The 17,765-nt window shown below is 62.8% G+C and carries 20 protein-coding genes; 12 read left to right on the forward strand and 8 right to left on the reverse strand.

Annotated features, from left to right (window positions below; all coding sequences use genetic code 11):
* Positions 1-208 precede the first annotated feature (208 nt).
* Positions 209-877 carry a GNAT family N-acetyltransferase gene (locus tag BC363_RS30630; RefSeq protein ID WP_202618641.1) on the forward strand — a complete coding sequence of 223 codons (669 nt, stop codon included), beginning with the start codon at positions 209-211 and terminating at the stop codon, positions 875-877.
* Between the two features lie 131 nt (positions 878-1,008).
* On the opposite strand, the gene BC363_RS34930 is transcribed toward BC363_RS30630, so the two are convergent.
* Positions 1,009-1,194 (reverse strand): hypothetical protein, encoded by a 186-nt coding sequence (locus BC363_RS34930; protein WP_141690501.1) that lies wholly within the window; start codon positions 1,192-1,194, stop codon positions 1,009-1,011.
* Between the two features lie 348 nt (positions 1,195-1,542).
* Between BC363_RS34930 and BC363_RS30635 the strand changes: the two genes are divergently transcribed.
* The 8 genes from BC363_RS30635 (at position 1,543) to BC363_RS30670 (ending at position 10,411) form a co-directional block, all read left to right on the forward strand.
* The gene (locus tag BC363_RS30635) at positions 1,543-2,307 is read left to right on the forward strand and encodes an IclR family transcriptional regulator C-terminal domain-containing protein (RefSeq protein WP_065785033.1); all 765 of its coding nucleotides are present in this window, start codon (positions 1,543-1,545) and stop codon (positions 2,305-2,307) included.
* Positions 2,307-3,419 (forward strand): extracellular solute-binding protein, encoded by a 1,113-nt coding sequence (locus BC363_RS30640; RefSeq protein ID WP_065785035.1) that lies wholly within the window; start codon positions 2,307-2,309, stop codon positions 3,417-3,419. Before BC363_RS30635 ends, BC363_RS30640 begins: the two co-directional genes overlap by 1 nt.
* A gap of 230 nt (positions 3,420-3,649) precedes the next feature.
* Entirely contained in the window at positions 3,650-5,368 is a 1,719-nt protein-coding gene (locus BC363_RS30645) for an iron ABC transporter permease (protein ID WP_065785037.1), read from the forward strand.
* Positions 5,361-6,440 (forward strand): ABC transporter ATP-binding protein, encoded by a 1,080-nt coding sequence (locus BC363_RS30650; RefSeq protein ID WP_065785039.1) that lies wholly within the window; start codon positions 5,361-5,363, stop codon positions 6,438-6,440. The genes BC363_RS30645 and BC363_RS30650 overlap by 8 nt, the downstream gene beginning before the upstream one ends.
* Positions 6,441-6,480: 40 nt before the next feature.
* Positions 6,481-7,695, forward strand: coding sequence for a CoA transferase (locus BC363_RS30655; protein WP_065785043.1), 1,215 nt, complete (start codon positions 6,481-6,483; stop codon positions 7,693-7,695).
* Entirely contained in the window at positions 7,692-8,540 is an 849-nt protein-coding gene (locus BC363_RS30660) for a CoA ester lyase (RefSeq protein ID WP_065785044.1), read from the forward strand. Before BC363_RS30655 ends, BC363_RS30660 begins: the two co-directional genes overlap by 4 nt.
* A gap of 41 nt (positions 8,541-8,581) precedes the next feature.
* Positions 8,582-9,610, forward strand: coding sequence for a hydroxyacid dehydrogenase (locus BC363_RS30665; RefSeq protein WP_065785046.1), 1,029 nt, complete (start codon positions 8,582-8,584; stop codon positions 9,608-9,610).
* 123 nt (positions 9,611-9,733) lie between these two features.
* The gene (locus BC363_RS30670) at positions 9,734-10,411 is read left to right on the forward strand and encodes an RraA family protein (protein WP_065785050.1); all 678 of its coding nucleotides are present in this window, start codon (positions 9,734-9,736) and stop codon (positions 10,409-10,411) included.
* A 136-nt stretch (positions 10,412-10,547) separates the two neighbouring features.
* Here BC363_RS30670 and BC363_RS30675 read toward each other — a convergent pair whose 3' ends face one another.
* Positions 10,548-10,979: a heme-binding protein gene (locus BC363_RS30675; RefSeq protein WP_065785052.1), complete on the reverse strand. Its 432-nt coding sequence runs from the start codon at positions 10,977-10,979 to the stop codon at positions 10,548-10,550.
* A 225-nt stretch (positions 10,980-11,204) separates the two neighbouring features.
* Between BC363_RS30675 and BC363_RS30680 the strand changes: the two genes are divergently transcribed.
* Positions 11,205-11,534, forward strand: a complete 330-nt coding sequence (locus tag BC363_RS30680; protein WP_141690502.1) for an alpha/beta hydrolase — start codon at positions 11,205-11,207, stop codon at positions 11,532-11,534.
* Positions 11,535-11,670: 136 nt separating this feature from the next.
* Here BC363_RS30680 and BC363_RS30685 read toward each other — a convergent pair whose 3' ends face one another.
* Entirely contained in the window at positions 11,671-11,850 is a 180-nt protein-coding gene (locus BC363_RS30685) for a hypothetical protein (protein WP_141690503.1), read from the reverse strand.
* A gap of 352 nt (positions 11,851-12,202) precedes the next feature.
* Here BC363_RS30685 and BC363_RS30690 point away from each other — a divergent pair, with 352 nt between their 5' ends.
* Positions 12,203-12,583, forward strand: a complete 381-nt coding sequence (locus BC363_RS30690; RefSeq protein WP_065785059.1) for a YciI family protein — start codon at positions 12,203-12,205, stop codon at positions 12,581-12,583.
* On the opposite strand, the gene BC363_RS30695 is transcribed toward BC363_RS30690, so the two are convergent.
* Together BC363_RS30695 and BC363_RS30700 are read right to left on the reverse strand one after the other, a co-directional pair.
* Positions 12,544-13,176: a GNAT family N-acetyltransferase gene (locus BC363_RS30695; protein ID WP_065785060.1), complete on the reverse strand. Its 633-nt coding sequence runs from the start codon at positions 13,174-13,176 to the stop codon at positions 12,544-12,546. The two genes, BC363_RS30690 and BC363_RS30695, sit on opposite strands and share 40 nt — an antisense overlap.
* A 9-nt stretch (positions 13,177-13,185) precedes the next feature.
* Positions 13,186-13,824 (reverse strand): FMN-binding negative transcriptional regulator, encoded by a 639-nt coding sequence (locus tag BC363_RS30700; RefSeq protein ID WP_065785061.1) that lies wholly within the window; start codon positions 13,822-13,824, stop codon positions 13,186-13,188.
* A 74-nt stretch (positions 13,825-13,898) separates the two neighbouring features.
* On the opposite strand from BC363_RS30700, the gene BC363_RS30705 reads away from it, so the two are divergent.
* Positions 13,899-15,401 (forward strand): PLP-dependent aminotransferase family protein, encoded by a 1,503-nt coding sequence (locus BC363_RS30705; protein WP_065785062.1) that lies wholly within the window; start codon positions 13,899-13,901, stop codon positions 15,399-15,401.
* Positions 15,402-15,403: 2 nt separating this feature from the next.
* Here BC363_RS30705 and BC363_RS30710 read toward each other — a convergent pair whose 3' ends face one another.
* From BC363_RS30710 to minD, 3 genes are all read right to left on the reverse strand, one after another.
* The gene (locus BC363_RS30710) at positions 15,404-16,504 is read right to left on the reverse strand and encodes an NAD(P)/FAD-dependent oxidoreductase (RefSeq protein WP_065785063.1); all 1,101 of its coding nucleotides are present in this window, start codon (positions 16,502-16,504) and stop codon (positions 15,404-15,406) included.
* A 157-nt stretch (positions 16,505-16,661) separates the two neighbouring features.
* Entirely contained in the window at positions 16,662-16,925 is a 264-nt protein-coding gene (gene minE, locus BC363_RS30715; RefSeq protein ID WP_065785064.1) for a cell division topological specificity factor MinE, read from the reverse strand.
* Positions 16,922-17,737 (reverse strand): septum site-determining protein MinD, encoded by an 816-nt coding sequence (minD, locus tag BC363_RS30720; RefSeq protein WP_065785065.1) that lies wholly within the window; start codon positions 17,735-17,737, stop codon positions 16,922-16,924. Before minD ends, minE begins: the two co-directional genes overlap by 4 nt.
* Between the last annotated feature and the right edge of the window lie 28 nt (positions 17,738-17,765).

Below are 17,765 nucleotides of genomic sequence, written 5' to 3' on the forward strand. Positions count from 1 at the left end.
AGATGTGTATAAGAGACAGGTTATATTTTAATTAATCGACTACTTGATCTATTATTCGTACATGCTATTTCTGCCGTCAAGCGGGGCCCTGACCTCACACGAACGACACGATTCGTGTCGGCATTGGCCAACCAGATTGAGGTGACTTATGTCTGTGTTTGCACGAGAGATAACCGAGTTCTGGCGGAGAACCTTCCTGAGCGGCGATGTGCTTCGCCGCGATGACGGCTTTATTGTCTCGGTAAACCCCGATTTGAGCGATGAAAACAGGGTGATGGTGCTGGAAGCCATCGACGGCCAGACGATGGCGGTGTTGACGCCCGCACTCGCCGATCGCCTGGACCTCGCACGACGACCGGACCTCAGCGAGCCGGCCTTTCGTCGGATACTCGCCGAAGCATCGGTCACTCTGAATGGCGCCGACTATCTATTCTATTTCCCTGAAGCCTGCAGGAATTCGCTGTTGCGAGATAAAGTGACGGGCGACTTGCGCCGGCTGACAGCGCGAGATGATGCAGTCTTTGGCGCCTTCGAAGATGCCGCGTCGAAGCAGGATCTGGACGACGCCTATGTGGAACTGGACCACTGGGCGGTGTTTGGCGCCTTCGAGCAGGGTCGCCTTGTCTGTGCAGCCAGCATGTACCCCTGGGAGGATGCCCCGATCGCCGACACCGGCGTCCTGACGCTCCCAGCCTTCAGGGGCAAGGGTCATGCGCGTAACGTCGTCCGCGCAATCAGCAAGTATGCCTACGAACAGGGCGTCGAGCCCCAGTACCGATGCCAGCTCGACAACCATGCGTCCGTGGCACTGGCGAAGGCAGCGGGCTTGACGCTGTTTGGAAAATGGGAAGTGGTCTCGCCCGATTCCACGAATTGATCGGTCGCCTTCGCTGGGCGGCTACGTCGGATCCTTGCCGCCCGCTGCTTTCAGAGGTCGTGGGAGGCCAATCCCCGGTAGTCTTGGCCTCTAAGTTCGGGCGGCGCGCGCGGGAAGCGGGCGCCCGATCGTCAGTCGGTATCGCGATCGAACTGGTTGACGATGCGCATGGTCACCGTCCTCTGGGCGTGGCTAACTTCAGCATCGCGCTTGCTTTTCAGCATCAGATGAGCAGCCCGCACGGCCGGCAATGCCACCGGCTTGTAACCTGGTACGGGGATCGGGCGCCCTGCGGCAGTAGGTTTAGGCTTACGCATATGTTCACTCCTCATTCGAACACTGGCCAGGTCATCCTTACGCCTCAACAGCAATGGTCGACGACCGGGCTCGCAAGGAGCCTGCCTGCCAATGGAGGCGAGCGTTTGATCGGCCATTTCAAGATTTGTTGCGGACTGAAATGACGGCACGGCTCGATTGCATCAGCGAGCGCATCGAATGATTCCCGACTGAACCCGACAGCCGGACCCTGCCTGCCTGGCGCGCCCTTACGCGAGAGAACACCCCACGAAACGACAATAAGGACCGCACCTTGACAAGGGCGGTCGCGCTCGGTAAGTTCACTATATAGCACGCGTTCAATATATTGAACAAGGGAAAAATCAGCAATGAGCGGCCGCGGCGCGGAAAGAATTTTGGACCTGATCGAGTGGCTGGCGTCACGTAGCGAAGCCGTCGCGCTCGCCGACGTCGTGCAGGCCCTTGCTCTGCCGAAGAGCAGCACCCTGCTTCTCCTGCGCACGCTGGTCGATGCCCGATATGTGGTCCGCCAAACGGACGGGCGCTATCTGCTGATCCGGCTGCCCGGCGAGCCGTCGGAGGCAAACAGCGGCTGGGGCACGATCCTGAGGGTCGCGGAGCCGATCCTTCGTGAAACAGTTGCGGCGGTCGAGGAGACCGGTTTCATTGCCGTGCTGACGGATGACCGGCAGGTCCGCTATCTCAACAAGATCCTGCCCATACGCGAGATCCGCTATGACCGGGACATCGCCACGCAGCGTGTTGCCCACTATGTGGCAAGCGGACTGATGCTGCTTTCCGGCCTCTCGGATCAGGATCTCGAGGCCTATCTGCGGCGCTCCGTCCCTGATGAGGACGACCCCGAAGCCATTGCCGAGCGCGTCAGCGCCGGGCGCCGGGAAGGCTATGTCGCCAATCTCTACGGCCGGGTCGAGGGCGCTGCCGGCGTCGCGGCACCCATCCGCGATCCCGACGGTCGCATTGTCGCCGTTGTCAACATCTCCGGTCCGCGCGAGCGGATCGCCAACAATCTTGATCGTGTCACCGAGGCGACGGTCGAGGCCGCGCGTCGTGCAAGTGAGGAGCTTTCGCGACGCATCTTCAAAAATGGGAAAACCCACGGGAGGAATTGATGTCCTATTTGAAAAGGGAGCTTGCCGGTTGGCTGTTGGCCGCATCGGCCACGCTCTCGACCAGCGCCTTTGCCCAGGAGCCGAAGCTGCCCGATTACTATCCGGCCGACTACGGCCAGATCGTCGAAGCGTCGCGCAAGGAGGTCGGCCTCGTCGTCTACTCCAACATGGCCGACAACAACTGGCAGCCGGTGATCAAGGGCTTCAACGAACTCTATCCCTGGATCAAGATCGAAACGCTCGACCTCGGTTCCGGCACCGTGCACACCCGCTGGGAAGCGGAGGCCGGCAGCGGCGCGCGCACCGCCGATGTCCTGGTCTCGGGCGCAAACGATCGCTGGGCACGTTACGGCAGCGAAGCGCGCATGCTCGACTATCCGAGCCCGGAAACCGAACGCCTGCCGGGCTTCGCCAATCCCTACCCCGGCATCTATGTGATGTCGGCGGACCCGCTCGTCATCACCTATAATGCAGCCCTGCTGCCGGAGGGCCAGCGCCCGACCGGTTTCGCCTCGCTGGTCAAGGCGGCCGCGGCCGACAAGGCGACATTCGACGGCAAGATCACCACCTATGACGCCGCCCGCAATTCCTTCGGGCTGGCTGCCTGGTGGAAGACCCTGCAGGTCAAGGGTGACGACGGCTGGAAGGGCCTGCGCGAAATCGGTCCGATGATCCGTGGCGAAGTCTCCGGCGGCCCGATGAACGAAAAGATCGCCACCGGCGAATATCTCGTCGGCATCGCCGTCTCCGGCATCACCATCTTCCCGCGCCTGGAGCAACCCGGCGGCGAGATTCTCGGCTTTGCCTTCCCCGATGACGGCACCCCGGTCATGCTTCGCGGCCTCGGCATCCCGAGCGAGGCGGCCAACCCGAACTCGGCCAAGCTGTTCGTCGACTACCTGCTCAGCCAGAAGGGCCAGACCCAGGTCGGCAAGGGCGGACTGACCCCTTATCGCGAAGATGTCGACGAAGCCCAGGTGCGCTACACCTATCAGGCGATCGCCGCCAAGGTCGGCATGGAAAACCTGATCGCCGTCGGCTTCGACAAGGCGCTCATCGACGACGCTGCGGGCTTTGCCACCAAGTGGACCGCTGCGATGGCCGGTAACTAGAGCAATTCCAGCAAAAGTGCGAAGCGGTTTTGCGTCCGGAATTGCCTAAAAACAAAGGGATAGAGCGTTTCGATGATTCCGTGTGTATCGGAAACGCTCTAACCGGCCTCGGCTTGAGGAGCGCCGGCCGCGAAAAGGTCGGCCGGCGGTTCCTCTGCCCTCATTTTCAACTCTACGAAGCCTGACGACCGTCTCTTCGCGTATGCGGACGGCTTTCGAGGACTATTGCCATGACCGAGCTCTCAGCAGGGTCGGCACCGAGCGCCACGCGTGACCGGTCGACCATCACCTTCTGGGCCGTAAGCATCCTGACGACGATCCTGGTGATCGGGCCGATCGCGCCCATCATTCTCCAGGCCTTTCTCGACCGGCCGCTCTACAAGCCCGACGCCGTCGTCACCGCAGGCAACTTCGTTCGCCTGTTTACCGAGGCGGGCATGGGCAAGATCGTGCTCAACACGCTCTTCTTCGCCGTCGTCACCATGGTCGTCGCCCAGCTCTTCGGCTCGGTTATGGCCGTCATCGTCGGCCGCACCAATCTGCCCGGGCGCCAATGGATCGGCGAGATCCTGATCTGGCCGCTGTTCGTCAGTAACCTCGTCATGGCCTTCGGCTGGTTCACCATGTACGGCCCGTCGGGTTACATCACCCTCGCTTTCAAGGCGAGCACCGGGCTCAGCCCATGGAACCTCTATAGCCTGACCGGCATGAGCATCGTCGCCGGGCTTAGCCAGGCGCCGCTCGCCTACCTCATGTGCATCGGCGCCGTCACCAAGGCCGACGCCCAGCTCGAGGACGCCGCCCGCTCGGCCGGAGCCAGCCCCATGCGGGCGCTGATCAGCATTACCGTTCCGATGATGCGGCCGGCGATGGTCTATTCCGCGGTGCTGAACTTCGTGATCGGTATCGAGATGCTGGCGATCCCGCTGGTGTTCGGCGGCCCGAGCGGCATCCATACGGTGACAACCTTCCTCTATGACCAGGGCATCAACGCGGCGGTGCAATCCGACTACGGCATCGTCGGCGCCGGCGCGGTCATGCTGCTTGTCATCGTCGGTCTGCTCGTCTGGCTGCAGGGCCGGCTGATGAAGGACAGCGGCCGCTTCGTGACGGTGCGCGGCAAGGCCTCCCGTCCCTCGCTCGTCGATCTCGGACACTGGCGCTGGGTCGCCTTCGCCGCCGTCACAGCCTATGTGCTCTTCACCATCGTCGCCGTCTTTGCCGGCATCTTCATGCGCGCCAGCGTCAGCTTCCTGACGCCGTTGGTTCCTTTCTGGAAACTTTTGACCTTTGCCAACTTCGAGCTGATCTTCAATCAGCCGGGCTATGTCAGAGCCATCCTCAATTCCGTGATCATCTCCTTCCTCGGCGGCATCATCGGAACTGCCTGTGTCGTGCTCATCGCGCTCGTCGCCAAGCGCTCCGAATTCCGCTTCCGTCGTGCGCTGGAATATGTCGCCCTGTTCCCGCGCTCGCTGCCCGGCATCATTGCCGGCCTCGGCTTCTTCTATGCCGTCGTCTGGATCCCGGGCCTCGACATGATCCGCGGAACGATCTGGATCCTGATCGCCGCCTTTGTCGTGCGCTACATTCCGATCGGTTTCGGCGCCATCGCGCCAGCGCTGTCGCAGATCGGCGAAGAGCTTGACCGCGCCTCGCGCATTTCCGGCGCCGACTGGTGGACGACGGTGACCCGCATCGTCCTGCCGCTCTTGAAACCGGCGCTGTTTTCAAGCTTCGCGCTGCTCTTCATCCACTTCTTCAAGGAGTATGTGACGGCAGTCTTCCTCTACCAGCCGGGATCCGAAATCATCGGCTCGACCATGCTGCAGCTCTATGCGCAGGGCGACAACGGTCCCGTCTCCGCCCTTGCAACCATCCAAGTCATCATCACGGCCTTGTTCGTCTTCATGGCGCGCCGTCTGCTGGGAGCCAAGATCTATGGCTGATCTCATCCTCGACAATCTCTCCATCAACTACGGTTCCTACAAGGCCGTCAGCGAGGTCTCGCTCACCATTCCGAAGGGTGAATTCCTGACGCTGCTCGGCCCCTCCGGCTGCGGCAAGTCGACGACGCTTTTTGCGATCTCCGGGCTCAACCACGCGACGTCGGGTGCAATCCGCATGGGCGACCGCGTGCTCTTCGACGGCAGGACCGGAACGGTGGTGCCGCCGGAACAGCGCAACATCGGGCTCGTCTTTCAAAGCTACGCGCTTTGGCCGCATATGTCGGTGGCGGAAAACCTCGCCTTCCCGCTGAAACTGCGCAAGATCGGCCGCGCCGAGCAGGACAAGCGCATCAAGGAAGCGCTTGAGCTGGTCGAGATGGCAAAGTTTGCGGAGCGTTATCCTTTCGAGCTTTCCGGCGGCCAGCAGCAGCGCGTGGCGCTCGCCCGGGCACTCGTCTATCGACCGGGCCTGCTGCTGCTCGACGAACCACTGTCCAATCTGGATGCGAAGCTGCGCGAACGCGCCCGCGTCTGGTTGCGCGAACTTCAGGAGCGGCTCGGCGTCACGACCGTTTACGTGACGCACGATCAGGCCGAAGCGCTGGCGGTTTCCGACCGCATCGCGGTGATGGACACCGGCCGCATCCGCCAGCTCGGCACGCCAAAGGAGATCTATGAAACGCCGGCCGATACCTTCGTCGCCGACTTCATCGGCTCCTCGAACTTCCTGACGGGCACCGTGGTCAATCGCGCCGCGGGCATCGCCAATGTTCGTCTCGACGACGGAACCGTGATCAAGGCGAACACCGGCAGGAACGGTGCGGACGAGAATGTCGTGATCGCCGTGCGCCCGGAACGGCTGCAGATCGTCGGCAGCGCCGGAGAGAACGTCGTGCCGGCAACCATCCAGGGCGGTTCCTATCTCGGCTCCGTCTATCAGTACGAGCTGACAGGTGCGGGCAGCACCTTCCGCGTCCAGACCGCGCGCGAGGTCGCCGACAAACATGTCTTCGTCTATGTGCCGCCGGAAGCCTCAACGCTGTTTGCCGCGCAATCCCGGCCGCAGGCCTGAGCCCGTGAATGCGGAGCATCACGTGGACGCGGAGCACCCCATGACCAGTAAACCCAAAAGCTTCGACACTGACGCGAAAGGGCCGCTTGACGGCATTCGCGTCGTCGATCTGTCGCGCCTGGTTGCCGGCAACATGTTGTCGCTGCAGCTCGGCGATTTCGGCGCCGACGTGATCAAGGTCGAGCCGCCGGTCGGCGATCCCTTGCGCGACTGGCGCGACGGCGGAAGCTCGCTCTACTGGAAGACCTACGGCCGCAACAAGCGTTCGGTCATGCTCAACCTTCGCGAACCGGCGGCAATGGATGCCATGCTGAAGCTGCTCGATACGGCAGATGTCTTCATCGAGAACTTCCGCCCCGGGACACTCGAAGAGATGGGCATGGCGCCGGAGACGCTGCTTGCCCGCAATCCCGACCTGATCATCGTGCGCATTTCCGGCTTCGGCCAGACCGGCCCTTACGCCACTCTGCCGGGGTTCGGCACGCTGGTGGAAGCGATGAGTGGTTTTGCCGCCCGCACCGGATTTGCCGATCGCGAGCCGGTGCTACCGCCGCTGGCGCTCGCCGACATGATCGCCGGCATCTACGGATCTTCGGCCGTCAGCATGGCGCTTTTGGCGCGTCAGCGCGGCATCGCACGCGGGCAAGTGATCGACCTGTCGCTGCTGGAGCCGATGTTCTCGGTGCTCGGGCCCGAGGCCGCGATCTACAAGACAACCGGCAAGATCAAGGAACGGGTTGGCAGCGGCTCCAACACGACATCGCCGCGCAACGTCTACCGATGCGCCGACGGCAAATATGTCGCCCTTTCCGGCTCCACCCAGGCGGTCGCCAAGCGCATCTTCGAGATCATCGGTCGCCCCGAAATGATCGCCGATCCGCGGTTCGCCACCAATACCGACCGGGTTCGCAACCGGCCGCTGGTCGATGAGGCTGTCGGCGCCTGGTTTGCGACAAGGGGGCGCGACGACGCACTCGACGTCATGCGCCGGGCCGGCGCGACGGTCGGGCCGGTCTACAACATCGCCGATGCCTTCAGCGACGCGCATTTCATCGAGCGTGAGGTCTTCACCGAAGTGGAGGACCGCGAGCACGGCTCGCTGCCGATGCACAACATCCTGCCGCGAATGTCGGCGACGCCGGGCGTCTGGCGCAACCCGGCGCCGGCGCTTGGTGAAAACACCCGCGACGTGCTCAACGAAGTCGGCCTGTCGGCCGACGAAATCGACCTGATCATGGGAGGCCGAACCGAATGATGCTGCGCTCGCTACTCTATGTTCCCGGCAGCTCGCCCCGTTTTCTGGAAAAGGCCCACCAACGCGGGGCCGACGCCATCATCATCGACCTTGAGGACGCGGTCGCGGTCAACGAAAAGGACGCGGCAAGGGCAGCACTTGCTCGAACGGTGCCGATGGTTGGGCGAGGCGGCGCTCAGGTGATCGTCCGCATCAACACCCATGACGAGATGACGATGCTGGCCGACGCCAGCGCCGCCTGCGAGGCGGGCGCGCGGGCGCTCTACATCCCCAAGGTATCGTCGCCCGAAATTCTCCACAGGCTCGACAGGCATCTCCAACCGTTGGAAGCGGCCGCGAACCGGTCACGGACGTGGTTTGCACCGCTGATCGAGGATCCGGCCGGGCTGTTGAACGCCACTTCGATCGCCGCAGGTCCGCGGGTGTTTGCCCTCTCCGCCGGCGGCGAAGACCTTGCGACCTCCATGGGCGCCCAGCCGACACCCGAAGTTCTGCGCGTGCCGAAACTGATGATCCACTACGCCGCGAAAGCGGCCGGCGTTTTATCCTTCGGGCTGCTGCGCAGCACCGCCGACTATGCCGACAAGGCGGCCCTTTCCGCGGCGATCAGAGAAGCCAAGGATTTCGGCTTCGACGGCGCCACCTGCATTCATCCGAGTGTCGTTCCCCTGCTGAACGACGGCTTTTCACCGTCCGAAGAAGAACTCGACCGTGCCCGCCGCCTGATCACTGCTGCCGATGACGCCGCGCAGGCCGGGATCGGCGCCTTCACCTTTGAGGGCAAGTTCGTCGATCTGCCGATCGTGACGCGCGCCCGCGCATTGCTGGCGCGGTCCACGGGCTGATCCGCTCGCCCGACGTCCCCGCATCTATCCTGGAGAACAGAGTGTCAGACTTTCCCACCGCCGAGAGACATACGGACCGAAAATGGCGCGTCCTCGTCACCCACAACAGGATTGCCGAGAGTGCCGTCGAGCTGCTCAACGCCCATGACTGCGACGTCTTCTTTTCTCCGCCCTACGACGCCTCGGATGTGGTCGCCGCACGCGCGGCCGATCTCGGCGTCGACGCGATCATGGTCCGGCAGGGCCAGATCAACGAGGCCGTCATTACCGCATCGCCGAAGCTGAAGGTCATCGTCAAGCATGGCGTCGGCGTCGACAATGTCGACATCCAGGCAGCAGCCGATCGCGGCATACCGGTGCTGCGCTCGATGGGTTCGAACGCGCGCGCCGTCGCCGAACACACGATCGCGCTTTCGCTGGCGCTGATCAAGGAGATCGGACCGTTGACCGCGGCGGTGAAAAGCGGCCAATGGCCGAAGCCGACCTTCATGGGACGCGACATCGCCGGCACCCTCATGGGGCTCATCGGCTATGGTTCGATCGGCCGCGAAACCGCCGCTATGGCGCGCGCACTCGGCATGGACGTGATTGTCTACGATCCGCATGCCGTAGCCACGCTCGCACAGGAAAACATCGCCGCCATCGACGACGTCGACGAGCTTGTCCGCCGCGCCGACATCGTCAGCCTGCATTGCCCTTTGACGGTAGAGACGCACCACCTGATCGATGCCCGTCGTCTGGCGCTGATGAAGCCGACGTCCTTCATCGTCAACACGGCCCGCGGCGGCATCATCGATGAGGCGGCGCTTGCCCGCGCGTTGGGTGAAAAGCGCATCGCGGGCGCGGCGCTCGACAGCTTCGCCGCCGAACCGCCGGCCGCCGACAACCCGCTATGGGCCTCGCCGCTGGTGCTGGCAACGCCACACATCGGTGGTGTCACGCACGGTTCGTCGAAAGCGATGGCCGAGATTGCCGCGCGCCACATCATCAGCGTCCTCAGCGGCCAAGCGCCGGACGCCTTCAGCCTTGCGACACCGCAGAGCCTTGGCCTGCGCAGGGCGATCGCCTGAAGCTTTTCCAGGAAAAGTGCGAAGCGGCTTTCCGTCAGGAAATGCGTAGAAACAATGAGATAGAGCGTTTCCGCGACTCCGTTTGAAACGGAAACGCTCCGGAGCTCCAGAAGGAAAGAAGATATGCCCATCGGTTTCAGAGTGAAGAACAGCATGGAACGCGTCGACGCCTCCTATGTCGAGGCATTCCGCGTCCTGCCGGTCGCCAACGTGTCCGACAGCATGTCGCGGCTTGTCGCCGGCGGTGACCGACTGCGCCCGATGCATAGTGGCGGCGTGCTTGCCGGCCCGGCGCTAACGGTCAAGACCTGCCCGGGCGACAATCTGATGCTGCACAAGGCGATCGACATGGCGGCACCGGGCGACGTGATCGTCGTCGATGCCGGCGGTGACACCACCAATGCGCTGATGGGCGAACTGATGCTGGCGCACGCGGTCAAGCGCGGCGTCGCCGGCTTCGTCCTCAACGGCGCGATCCGGGACGCCGAGGCCATCCGCGCCCAGAACTTGCCGCTCTACGCGCTTGGCGTCACACATCGCGGCCCTTACCGCACCGGCCCAGGCGAAATCGGCTTCCAGATTTCCATCGCCGGCATGGTCATCAATCCGGGCGACCTGATGCTTGGCGACATCGATGGTGTCGTCTGCGTTCCGAAGGCGGATGCCGAGGCGGTTCTGAAGGCAACGCGGGCCAAACACGACGCCGAAGCGAAGCAGATGGCGGCGACGCTTTCAGGAACGACCGACAGGTCCTGGGTTGATCGCGAGTTGCAGCGGCTGGGCTGCAGCCTGGTCGACTAGGCCGCCACGCGCCTGCGCGTGAGCGCAGAAAGACAATCGATCGGGTGCCCTGGTCGCTTGCCGACGATAAGCACGGGACTGCCGCAAGCGCACAGCGATCGATTTGACCGTCAAGCGGTTGTCGACCAGGCGCCTGTTATCCGGCGTCGGCCAAGAAGCCGACGGCCTCGATGCCGGCGATGGCACAGGCCTCATCATTGTCAGACGTATCCCCCGTGATGCCGACCGCGCCGAGCAGATCGCCATCGGTCGTGCGCACCAGGACACCGCCGGGCACCGGCACGATGCGGCCGCCGGAGACGGCCGAGAGGCCTTGCATGAAGTGCGGCCGCTCGATCGCGGTGTTGTTCAGCCACCGCGAGCCCATGCCGACGGCAAGCGCGCCATAGGCTTTTCCCGACGCGATCTCGAAACGCAGCATCGAGGATCCGTCCTGTTTCTGGAAGGCGACGAGGTGGCCGCCGGCATCGAGCACGGCCACCGAAAGCGGCTTCAGCCGGGCTTTTGCCGCCGCGCCGAATGCGCCGTCGATGATGCCGTTGGCGAGATCAAGGGTCAGTTGAGGCATAACAGTTCCAATCATATTTTTGCCGGCACCAGCCGGCCTGAAGATTTCGGTTCATGGCTCAGAGGGGCTATCGGAATCCATCCGTTTCGTAAGCTATGACAAACGCAACTTGCCCGTCGCCCCGGACACGGTCAACCTGGGCGGCAGGGCAACGCTGCAACGGGCAAAAGCCTTGACTGGTCGGACCGCGGCCAGGTGATCGATTTCATGGTCAGGGATGCCCGCATGATCGCGAGCACCGCGCATCCCCACGACGCGGACCGGATCCGCGCCTTCATCGAGGAGGACTATGATCGCTCGGGCGGCTTCCTCTCCGCCACGAACCACTTCATGCTGCAGGGCGGCGACACCGTCAAAGGCAAGCTCAAATCGCTCGAAGCGCCGCTCCTGGTGATCCATGGCACCACCGACCCCATCTTCTCGGTCGGGCACGGGATGGCGATTTCCGATGCTGTGCCCGCTTCCGAATTCCTTCCGATCGCGAGCGGGGGCCATGAGTTGCACAGGCAGGACTCGGGCACGATCGTCCCAGCCATCGTCAGGCACACGGAATAGGTAGCGTCCGCATCCCGACGTTGCGGTATCCGCATTGAAGCAGGCGGGGCTGAAAACAGGCGCTGCGTGCCGCCGTTGGTTGGTGGCGAAGAAGTAGCCAGGCGCGCGCCAACGATGCCGTTGACGCCGACAGACTTCAGCGGGAACGGGCCCTGTTGCGGGCGATGTCTCGTCTGATCTCCTTGAGCGTGTGTCGCAACTCGGTGAGTGTGCCATCATCGCTCAGAGCGGTGCTGGTGCACTCGAGAAAATCGAGCTTGAGCTCCAGTTCGTCGTGCCGTTCGATCAGTCCGGCCAGTATTCTAGACGTGCGCATGCCATACCCACCAAACGTCGGCGCCGCCACACGTGGCGCGGACATCAAGATTGCTTTGCCGTCTCCGATACGCTCCCTGTGCGACAGTTTGTTGAAACCGTGAGCGCCTCCCACGGGAAGACTGCCTTTGTCCGGCCGAGACAGTTCAAATGATGTTCGGATCGAAGGGCCATTTCGACCGAGAGCTTCTTGCCCAGTTTGTCGAAAGTCTCGAACCCTCGCGTCAACTGAAACCTGCACGCCCGTAGTCTGCGCGCCGATCCGGCCATATAGTCGCGGCGAGGCTCATCCGGCACGCTTTCGACGCTTGCCTGACCGGGCGAAAACCAAAGACGCGCAAGGGAGATGTTTCATGTATTACGCCATCCTCGCCTATCACGAAGAGGGAGTGGTCGAATCCTGGACGGAGGAGGAGGACACCGCGTTGATGACCGACCTGCTCAAGGTCAACGATCGCCTCGTGCGAGAAAAATCCTTAGGGCCCGCCGCACGGCTTGGCCCAACCCAAGGCGCGGTGACGCTGAGAGGCAAAGGCGAGGGCACGGTCATCGATGGCCCCTTTGCCGAAACCAAGGAGCAACTGCTCGGCTTCTACGTCGTGGATTTTCCAACGCTGGAGGCAGCTGTGGCGGCAGCCCGTGAACTGCGTCGGGCCAACCCGACGGCAACCTATGAAATCCGGCCGATTTCGCTCTACCTTCCCGGCACGTCATTGGGTTTCAAGGAAGAGTAACTGCTACGCCTCCAGGCCCCCTGCGAAGGATCAAGCCGCCCCGCCTTGCTCTCCACGACACGGTTCCAATCGTCCTGCCGCAGGCGGAAGCACATCCATGGTGACGGCGAACCCGACAGGTCCAGCGTTGCATCATAGACATGTGTCGCACCGAGCTTGGCGGTTGCCTTTTGCGAACGAATGTTCGTGGGCGCGATATGAAACCAGACATCGGGATAGGCGTGAAAGGCATGACCGAGCATCAGCCGTTTCAGCTCAAAATTGGTGCCGCCGCCCCAATAGGCGTTGCTGAGGAAAGTGAAGCCGATCGAGATGCTGTCCGGCATGTCAGGTGCGACGTAATAGCGGGAGCATCCGATGATCTCTTCGGTCTGCCGATCGACAGCCACAAGCGTCGCCCCGCTTTCGAGCAGCAGTGAGAAGTAAGGCTCGAACTTTTCCCGCTTGTAGCGGTCCGTTGCCGGGTGACCCGCCCAGACATCAGGATGGCCTGCTGCAGAATACAGTCCCTCGAGGTCGTTCGGCCGCAAGGGCCTGAGGAGAATGGCCTCGCCGCTCAGTGCCGGCTGTGGATCGAAATCATGCCTGAACATGCTCTTGTCTCACGATAACGGGGATGGAACGGGGATCATGTCCGCGATGGCGCGGTCAAAGTCGCGAGAACTTTCCGAAAGGCCGTTCTTGACACCCACTCTGTCCGGTTCGGGGCGGTTCTGGCTCAACTTGCGTTTGCCTGCCAACAGCGTGATCGGCATTCGAATTCCGACGATGCCACGCAATTGCGCTGCGATATACGCCGCGGGCGCATCGCTGACGGCCCACGGTTTCGCGGCTGTCCGCTCATGGAGGTCGGTCAGCCGCTTGACGATATCGAGCAGCCGAGCCGGATCATCGAAGAATTCGACCGGGCCCCTCGCCTGGACGGTGGTGTAGTTCCATGTCGGAACCACCTTTCCATGCTCGGATTTCGCGGCATACCAGGCCGGGGTGATGTAGGCGTCTGGACCCATGAAGACAGCGAGAGCATCGCCGATCACAGGCGTTTGCCACTGCGGATTGGGGCGGGCGAGATGGGCATAAAGCGTACCCCTTTCCCCTTCTTCTGCGTCCAGAAGCATGGGGAGCGGTGTCGCGACTGGTCCCTCCGCCGTCGCCGTAATGAAGTTGGCGATACGGCACGCCCGCATCATAGCGTGGATTTCGCCGGTGTCGTCGACCACAAAAGCTGGCGGCGTGTACATCGAACTCTCCTTGAACTCGGCACAGCATCGGCGTTAACTGGCACAAAATAAATATCCAGTTACGGAGATTTTCATTGGGCCAGCTGGATAGCGCGAAATCAAGACGTACGGGCGCTGCCCGCCGCATTTACCTCGATCTGCGCGAACAGATCGGCGCCGGTGTCTATGCGCCCGGTGACAGACTGCCATCGAGCCGTGCGCTCGCCGAAGAATTGGGCGTGTCACGCACCACAGTGACCTCGGCTTTTGATCAACTCGTCTCCGAGGGATATGTGATCAGCCACCAGGGCTCAGCGTCGATCGTCTCGGATATGGCCGCGCCAGGAACACGGCATGGGCGACCAGCTGAGGATCGCCTGGAATGGCCGATGTCCGATTATGCTGCCCGACTGATGCAGCTTCCGATCCATTATCCGGAGAGGCGGCCGGCACTGGAGTTCGATTTCCGCTACGGCGACATTGCGGCTGCCGACTTTCCGACGCTGCTATGGCGGCGGGCGATGAATGCAGCGCTGCTGCGCCGCCGCGACAGCCTTTCCTATGAACATCCGGCAGGCTCCGCCGTCCTGAGGCAGCAACTCCAGGGCTATCTCTGGCGCGTACGCGGCATCCGCTGCGATGCCGATCAGATCGTCGTCGTTTCCGGTTCGCAGCAAGCGCTGGATCTTTGCACCCGCGCACTCGTCGATATCGGCGATCGCGTCATCGTGGAGGAGCCGTGTTATGCCATGGCACGCAATGTTCTGGCCGCCGCCGGCGCTGAAATCGTTGCTGTTTCCTGCGACAATGCCGGCCTTCTCGTGCAGGACCTGCCGCACCACGGAAAATCAGCTCTCGCCTATGTCACGCCGAGCCACCAGTTCCCGCTCGGCGGCGTCTTGCCGCAGAACAGGCGGGATGCGCTGCTGCAATGGGCCTATGCCGTCGGAGCGTATATCATCGAGGACGACTACGATGGCGAGTACCGCTACGACGTGAAGCCGATACCGCCGTTGTTCCAATCGGATCAGGATCGAGTCATTTATGTCGGCACGGTTTCGAAGACGCTCTCACCTGCCCTCAGATTGGGCTATCTCGTCGTTCCCAGCCCGTTGATCGACCTCTTCACCCGATGCAAGCAGCTCGCCGATCGTCATAGCCCCAGCCTCGAGCAGGAGGCGCTCGCAATCCTGCTGGAAGCCGGCTCATACGAGCGACACGTCCGCAAGATGCGTCGGTCCAATGCCGAGCGTCGTGCCGCCCTGATTGGGGCACTGAAATCATCCTTTGGCGAACGGATAGAAATCGTCGGCACATCGGCCGGGCTGCATGTCGTCGTCTGGTTTCGTGAGATCGGCGCGCAGCATGAGGCGCGGCTGATCGAGACCGCCAGGGCTGCGGGGATTGGCATCCACCCCGTGTCGCCGCTCTATCTCGAACGCAAGCCGGACCTGGCCGGCATGGTCCTTGGCTATGCCTCGCTTACCCCGGATGAATTGCGCAAGGGCACGGAAAAGCTGGCATCGGCCATTCAAGCCTTGCCGCGTTCTCTTGCAACTCAAGCGACGGCTGAGCTGCGGCCGGGGCTAGGGCCCTGACCCTAGATTTCTGCGACAAGCTTCGCCAACGCCAGAGATGCGGTCAGGCCGGGTGACTCGATGCCGAACAGATTTATCAGTCCGGGTACGCCGTGCACGCTTGGCCCCTGAACGACGAAATCCTGGCTCGCCACTTCGGGCGGCACGATCTTCGGGCGAATACCGGAATAGGCTGGCACGAGCGCGCCGTCCTTCAGGTCAGGAAAATAGCGACGGACACCGGCGTAGAACGATGCAGCCTTCGCCGGATCGACGTCATAATTCAATGCGTCGACCCACTCGATATCGGGGCCGAAGCGCGCCTGGCCGGCCATGTCGACCGTCAGATGGATCCCGAGGCCGCCCTTGACCGGCACGGGGTAGATCAATCGCGAGAACGGCGCTTTGCCGACATGCGAGAAATAATCGCCCTTGGCATAGTATTCCTTCGGCACCAGCGCGAGAGGCATGCCCTCAAGTCGGCGCGCCAGCTTCGGTGCGGCGAGGCCGGCGGCGTTCACGAACAGGCGGCAGGCAAGGCTCACCGGCTCGGCGCCGCCGACATCGACGACGACACCGCTATCGGCCACTTTGCCCCGCTCGACGGGACTGTTGAGCGCGAGAACCGCGCCGGCATTCTCGGCATCGCCGAGCAGCGACATCATGTAGGCGTGGCTGTCGATGATGCCGGTCGCCGGCGACAGGAGGGCGCCGGTCGTGGCAAGCGCCGGTTCGAGGATGCGGGCATCCGCGGCCGAGATTTGCCGGAGATCCGGCACGCCATTCCTTGCCGCCCGGGCCGCGATATCAGGCAGTTGCTCAAGTTCGGACGCCGAGGTCGCCACGATCAGCTTTCCGCACTGCCGGTGGGGGATGCCGCGTTCCCGGCAATAGGCGTAAAGCAATGTCCGGCCTTCGACGCACAAACGTGCCATCAGGCTGCCCGCCGGATAATAGATCCCGGCGTGGATGACTTCGCTGTTGCGGGACGACGTTTCGCTGCCGATGCGGTCAGCCGCCTCGACAATGATCACCTCGCGGCCCGCCTGTGCAAGCGCGCGCGCGACAGCAAGCCCGATAACGCCGGCTCCCGCGACAATACAGTCCACTTGCTCAAGAGACATGGCGGAGCCCTACAGTGCCGCGCGCCGAATATGACGCGCTACGGACGCTGCAAAATCATGCAGTAGCACAGGATGGCGGGATGCGTCAGGCAGCAGGGCAAGCTGATCCAATCGATCAATACCCCCGCTGCCCGATATCACGCACTGGGGCCAGTTATCAGGCCGCCCGAGCGCCTGCAGCAATCGGGATCTCGATATCGACTTCCAGCGTCGTCACGTGTTCGCCCCGGTCCATCTTGACCGTGACCTTGTCGTCGTCGATCTGAACGTGCTTGGAGATGACCGCAAGGATCTCTTCGCGCAGCAGCGCCACAAGATCCGATTGACCGACGGAGGCCCGCTCATGCGCCAAAAGGACCTGCAGTCGCTCGCGCGCCGTCGGGGCCGAACTCTGCTTTTTGAAGAAACGGAAAATGCTCATGCTGCCCTCCGTCCGAAGATCTTGCCGAACAGACCGCGCTTTTCGCCCGGAATGGTCATCGGCACGGTTTCGCCCGCAAGCCGGCGGGCTGCGTCGAGATAGGCGAGCGCCGGGGCGGACTTGCTGTCGGCGAGCGTCACCGGAGCGCCGATGTTGGATGCCTTGAGCACGTCCATGCTCTCGGGAACGATGCCGAGCAGCGGGATAGACAGGATCTCCAGGACATCGTCGACCTTCAGCATGTCGCCACGCTCGGCGCGCAGGGCGTCATAGCGGGTCAGGAGCAGGTGTTTCTCGACCCGCTCTCCCCGTTCCGCCTTCTCGGTCTTGGCGTCGAGCAGGCCGATGATCCGGTCGGAGTCGCGGACCGACGAGACTTCCGGATTGGTCACGATGACGGCCATGTCGGCATGGCGCATGGCAAGCGTGGCGCCGCGCTCGATCCCGGCCGGGCTATCGCAGATGATCCAGTCGAAATGCTTCTTCAGATCGTTGATGACACGCTCGACGCCTTCCGGCGTCAAGCTGTCCTTGTCACGGGTCTGCGATGCCGGCAACAGGAAGAGCGTGTCCAGGCGCTTGTCGCGGATCAGCGCCTGCGGCAGCTTGGCGTCGCCCTGAATGACGTTGACCATGTCATAGACGACCCGGCGCTCGGCACCCATGACGAGGTCGAGATTGCGCAGGCCGACATCGAAATCGACGACGACGGTCTTCTCGTTGCGCTGCGCGAGCGCTGCGCCGAGAGCAGCGGTCGACGTCGTCTTGCCGACGCCGCCTTTGCCCGATGTAACAACAACTACTTTCGCCATCTTCCGCTCCTGTTTCCTGGCCGGCAGC

It is taken from the genome of Ensifer sp. LC384, assembly GCF_001695865.1.
In the GTDB taxonomy this organism is placed as follows: domain Bacteria; phylum Pseudomonadota; class Alphaproteobacteria; order Rhizobiales; family Rhizobiaceae; genus Ensifer.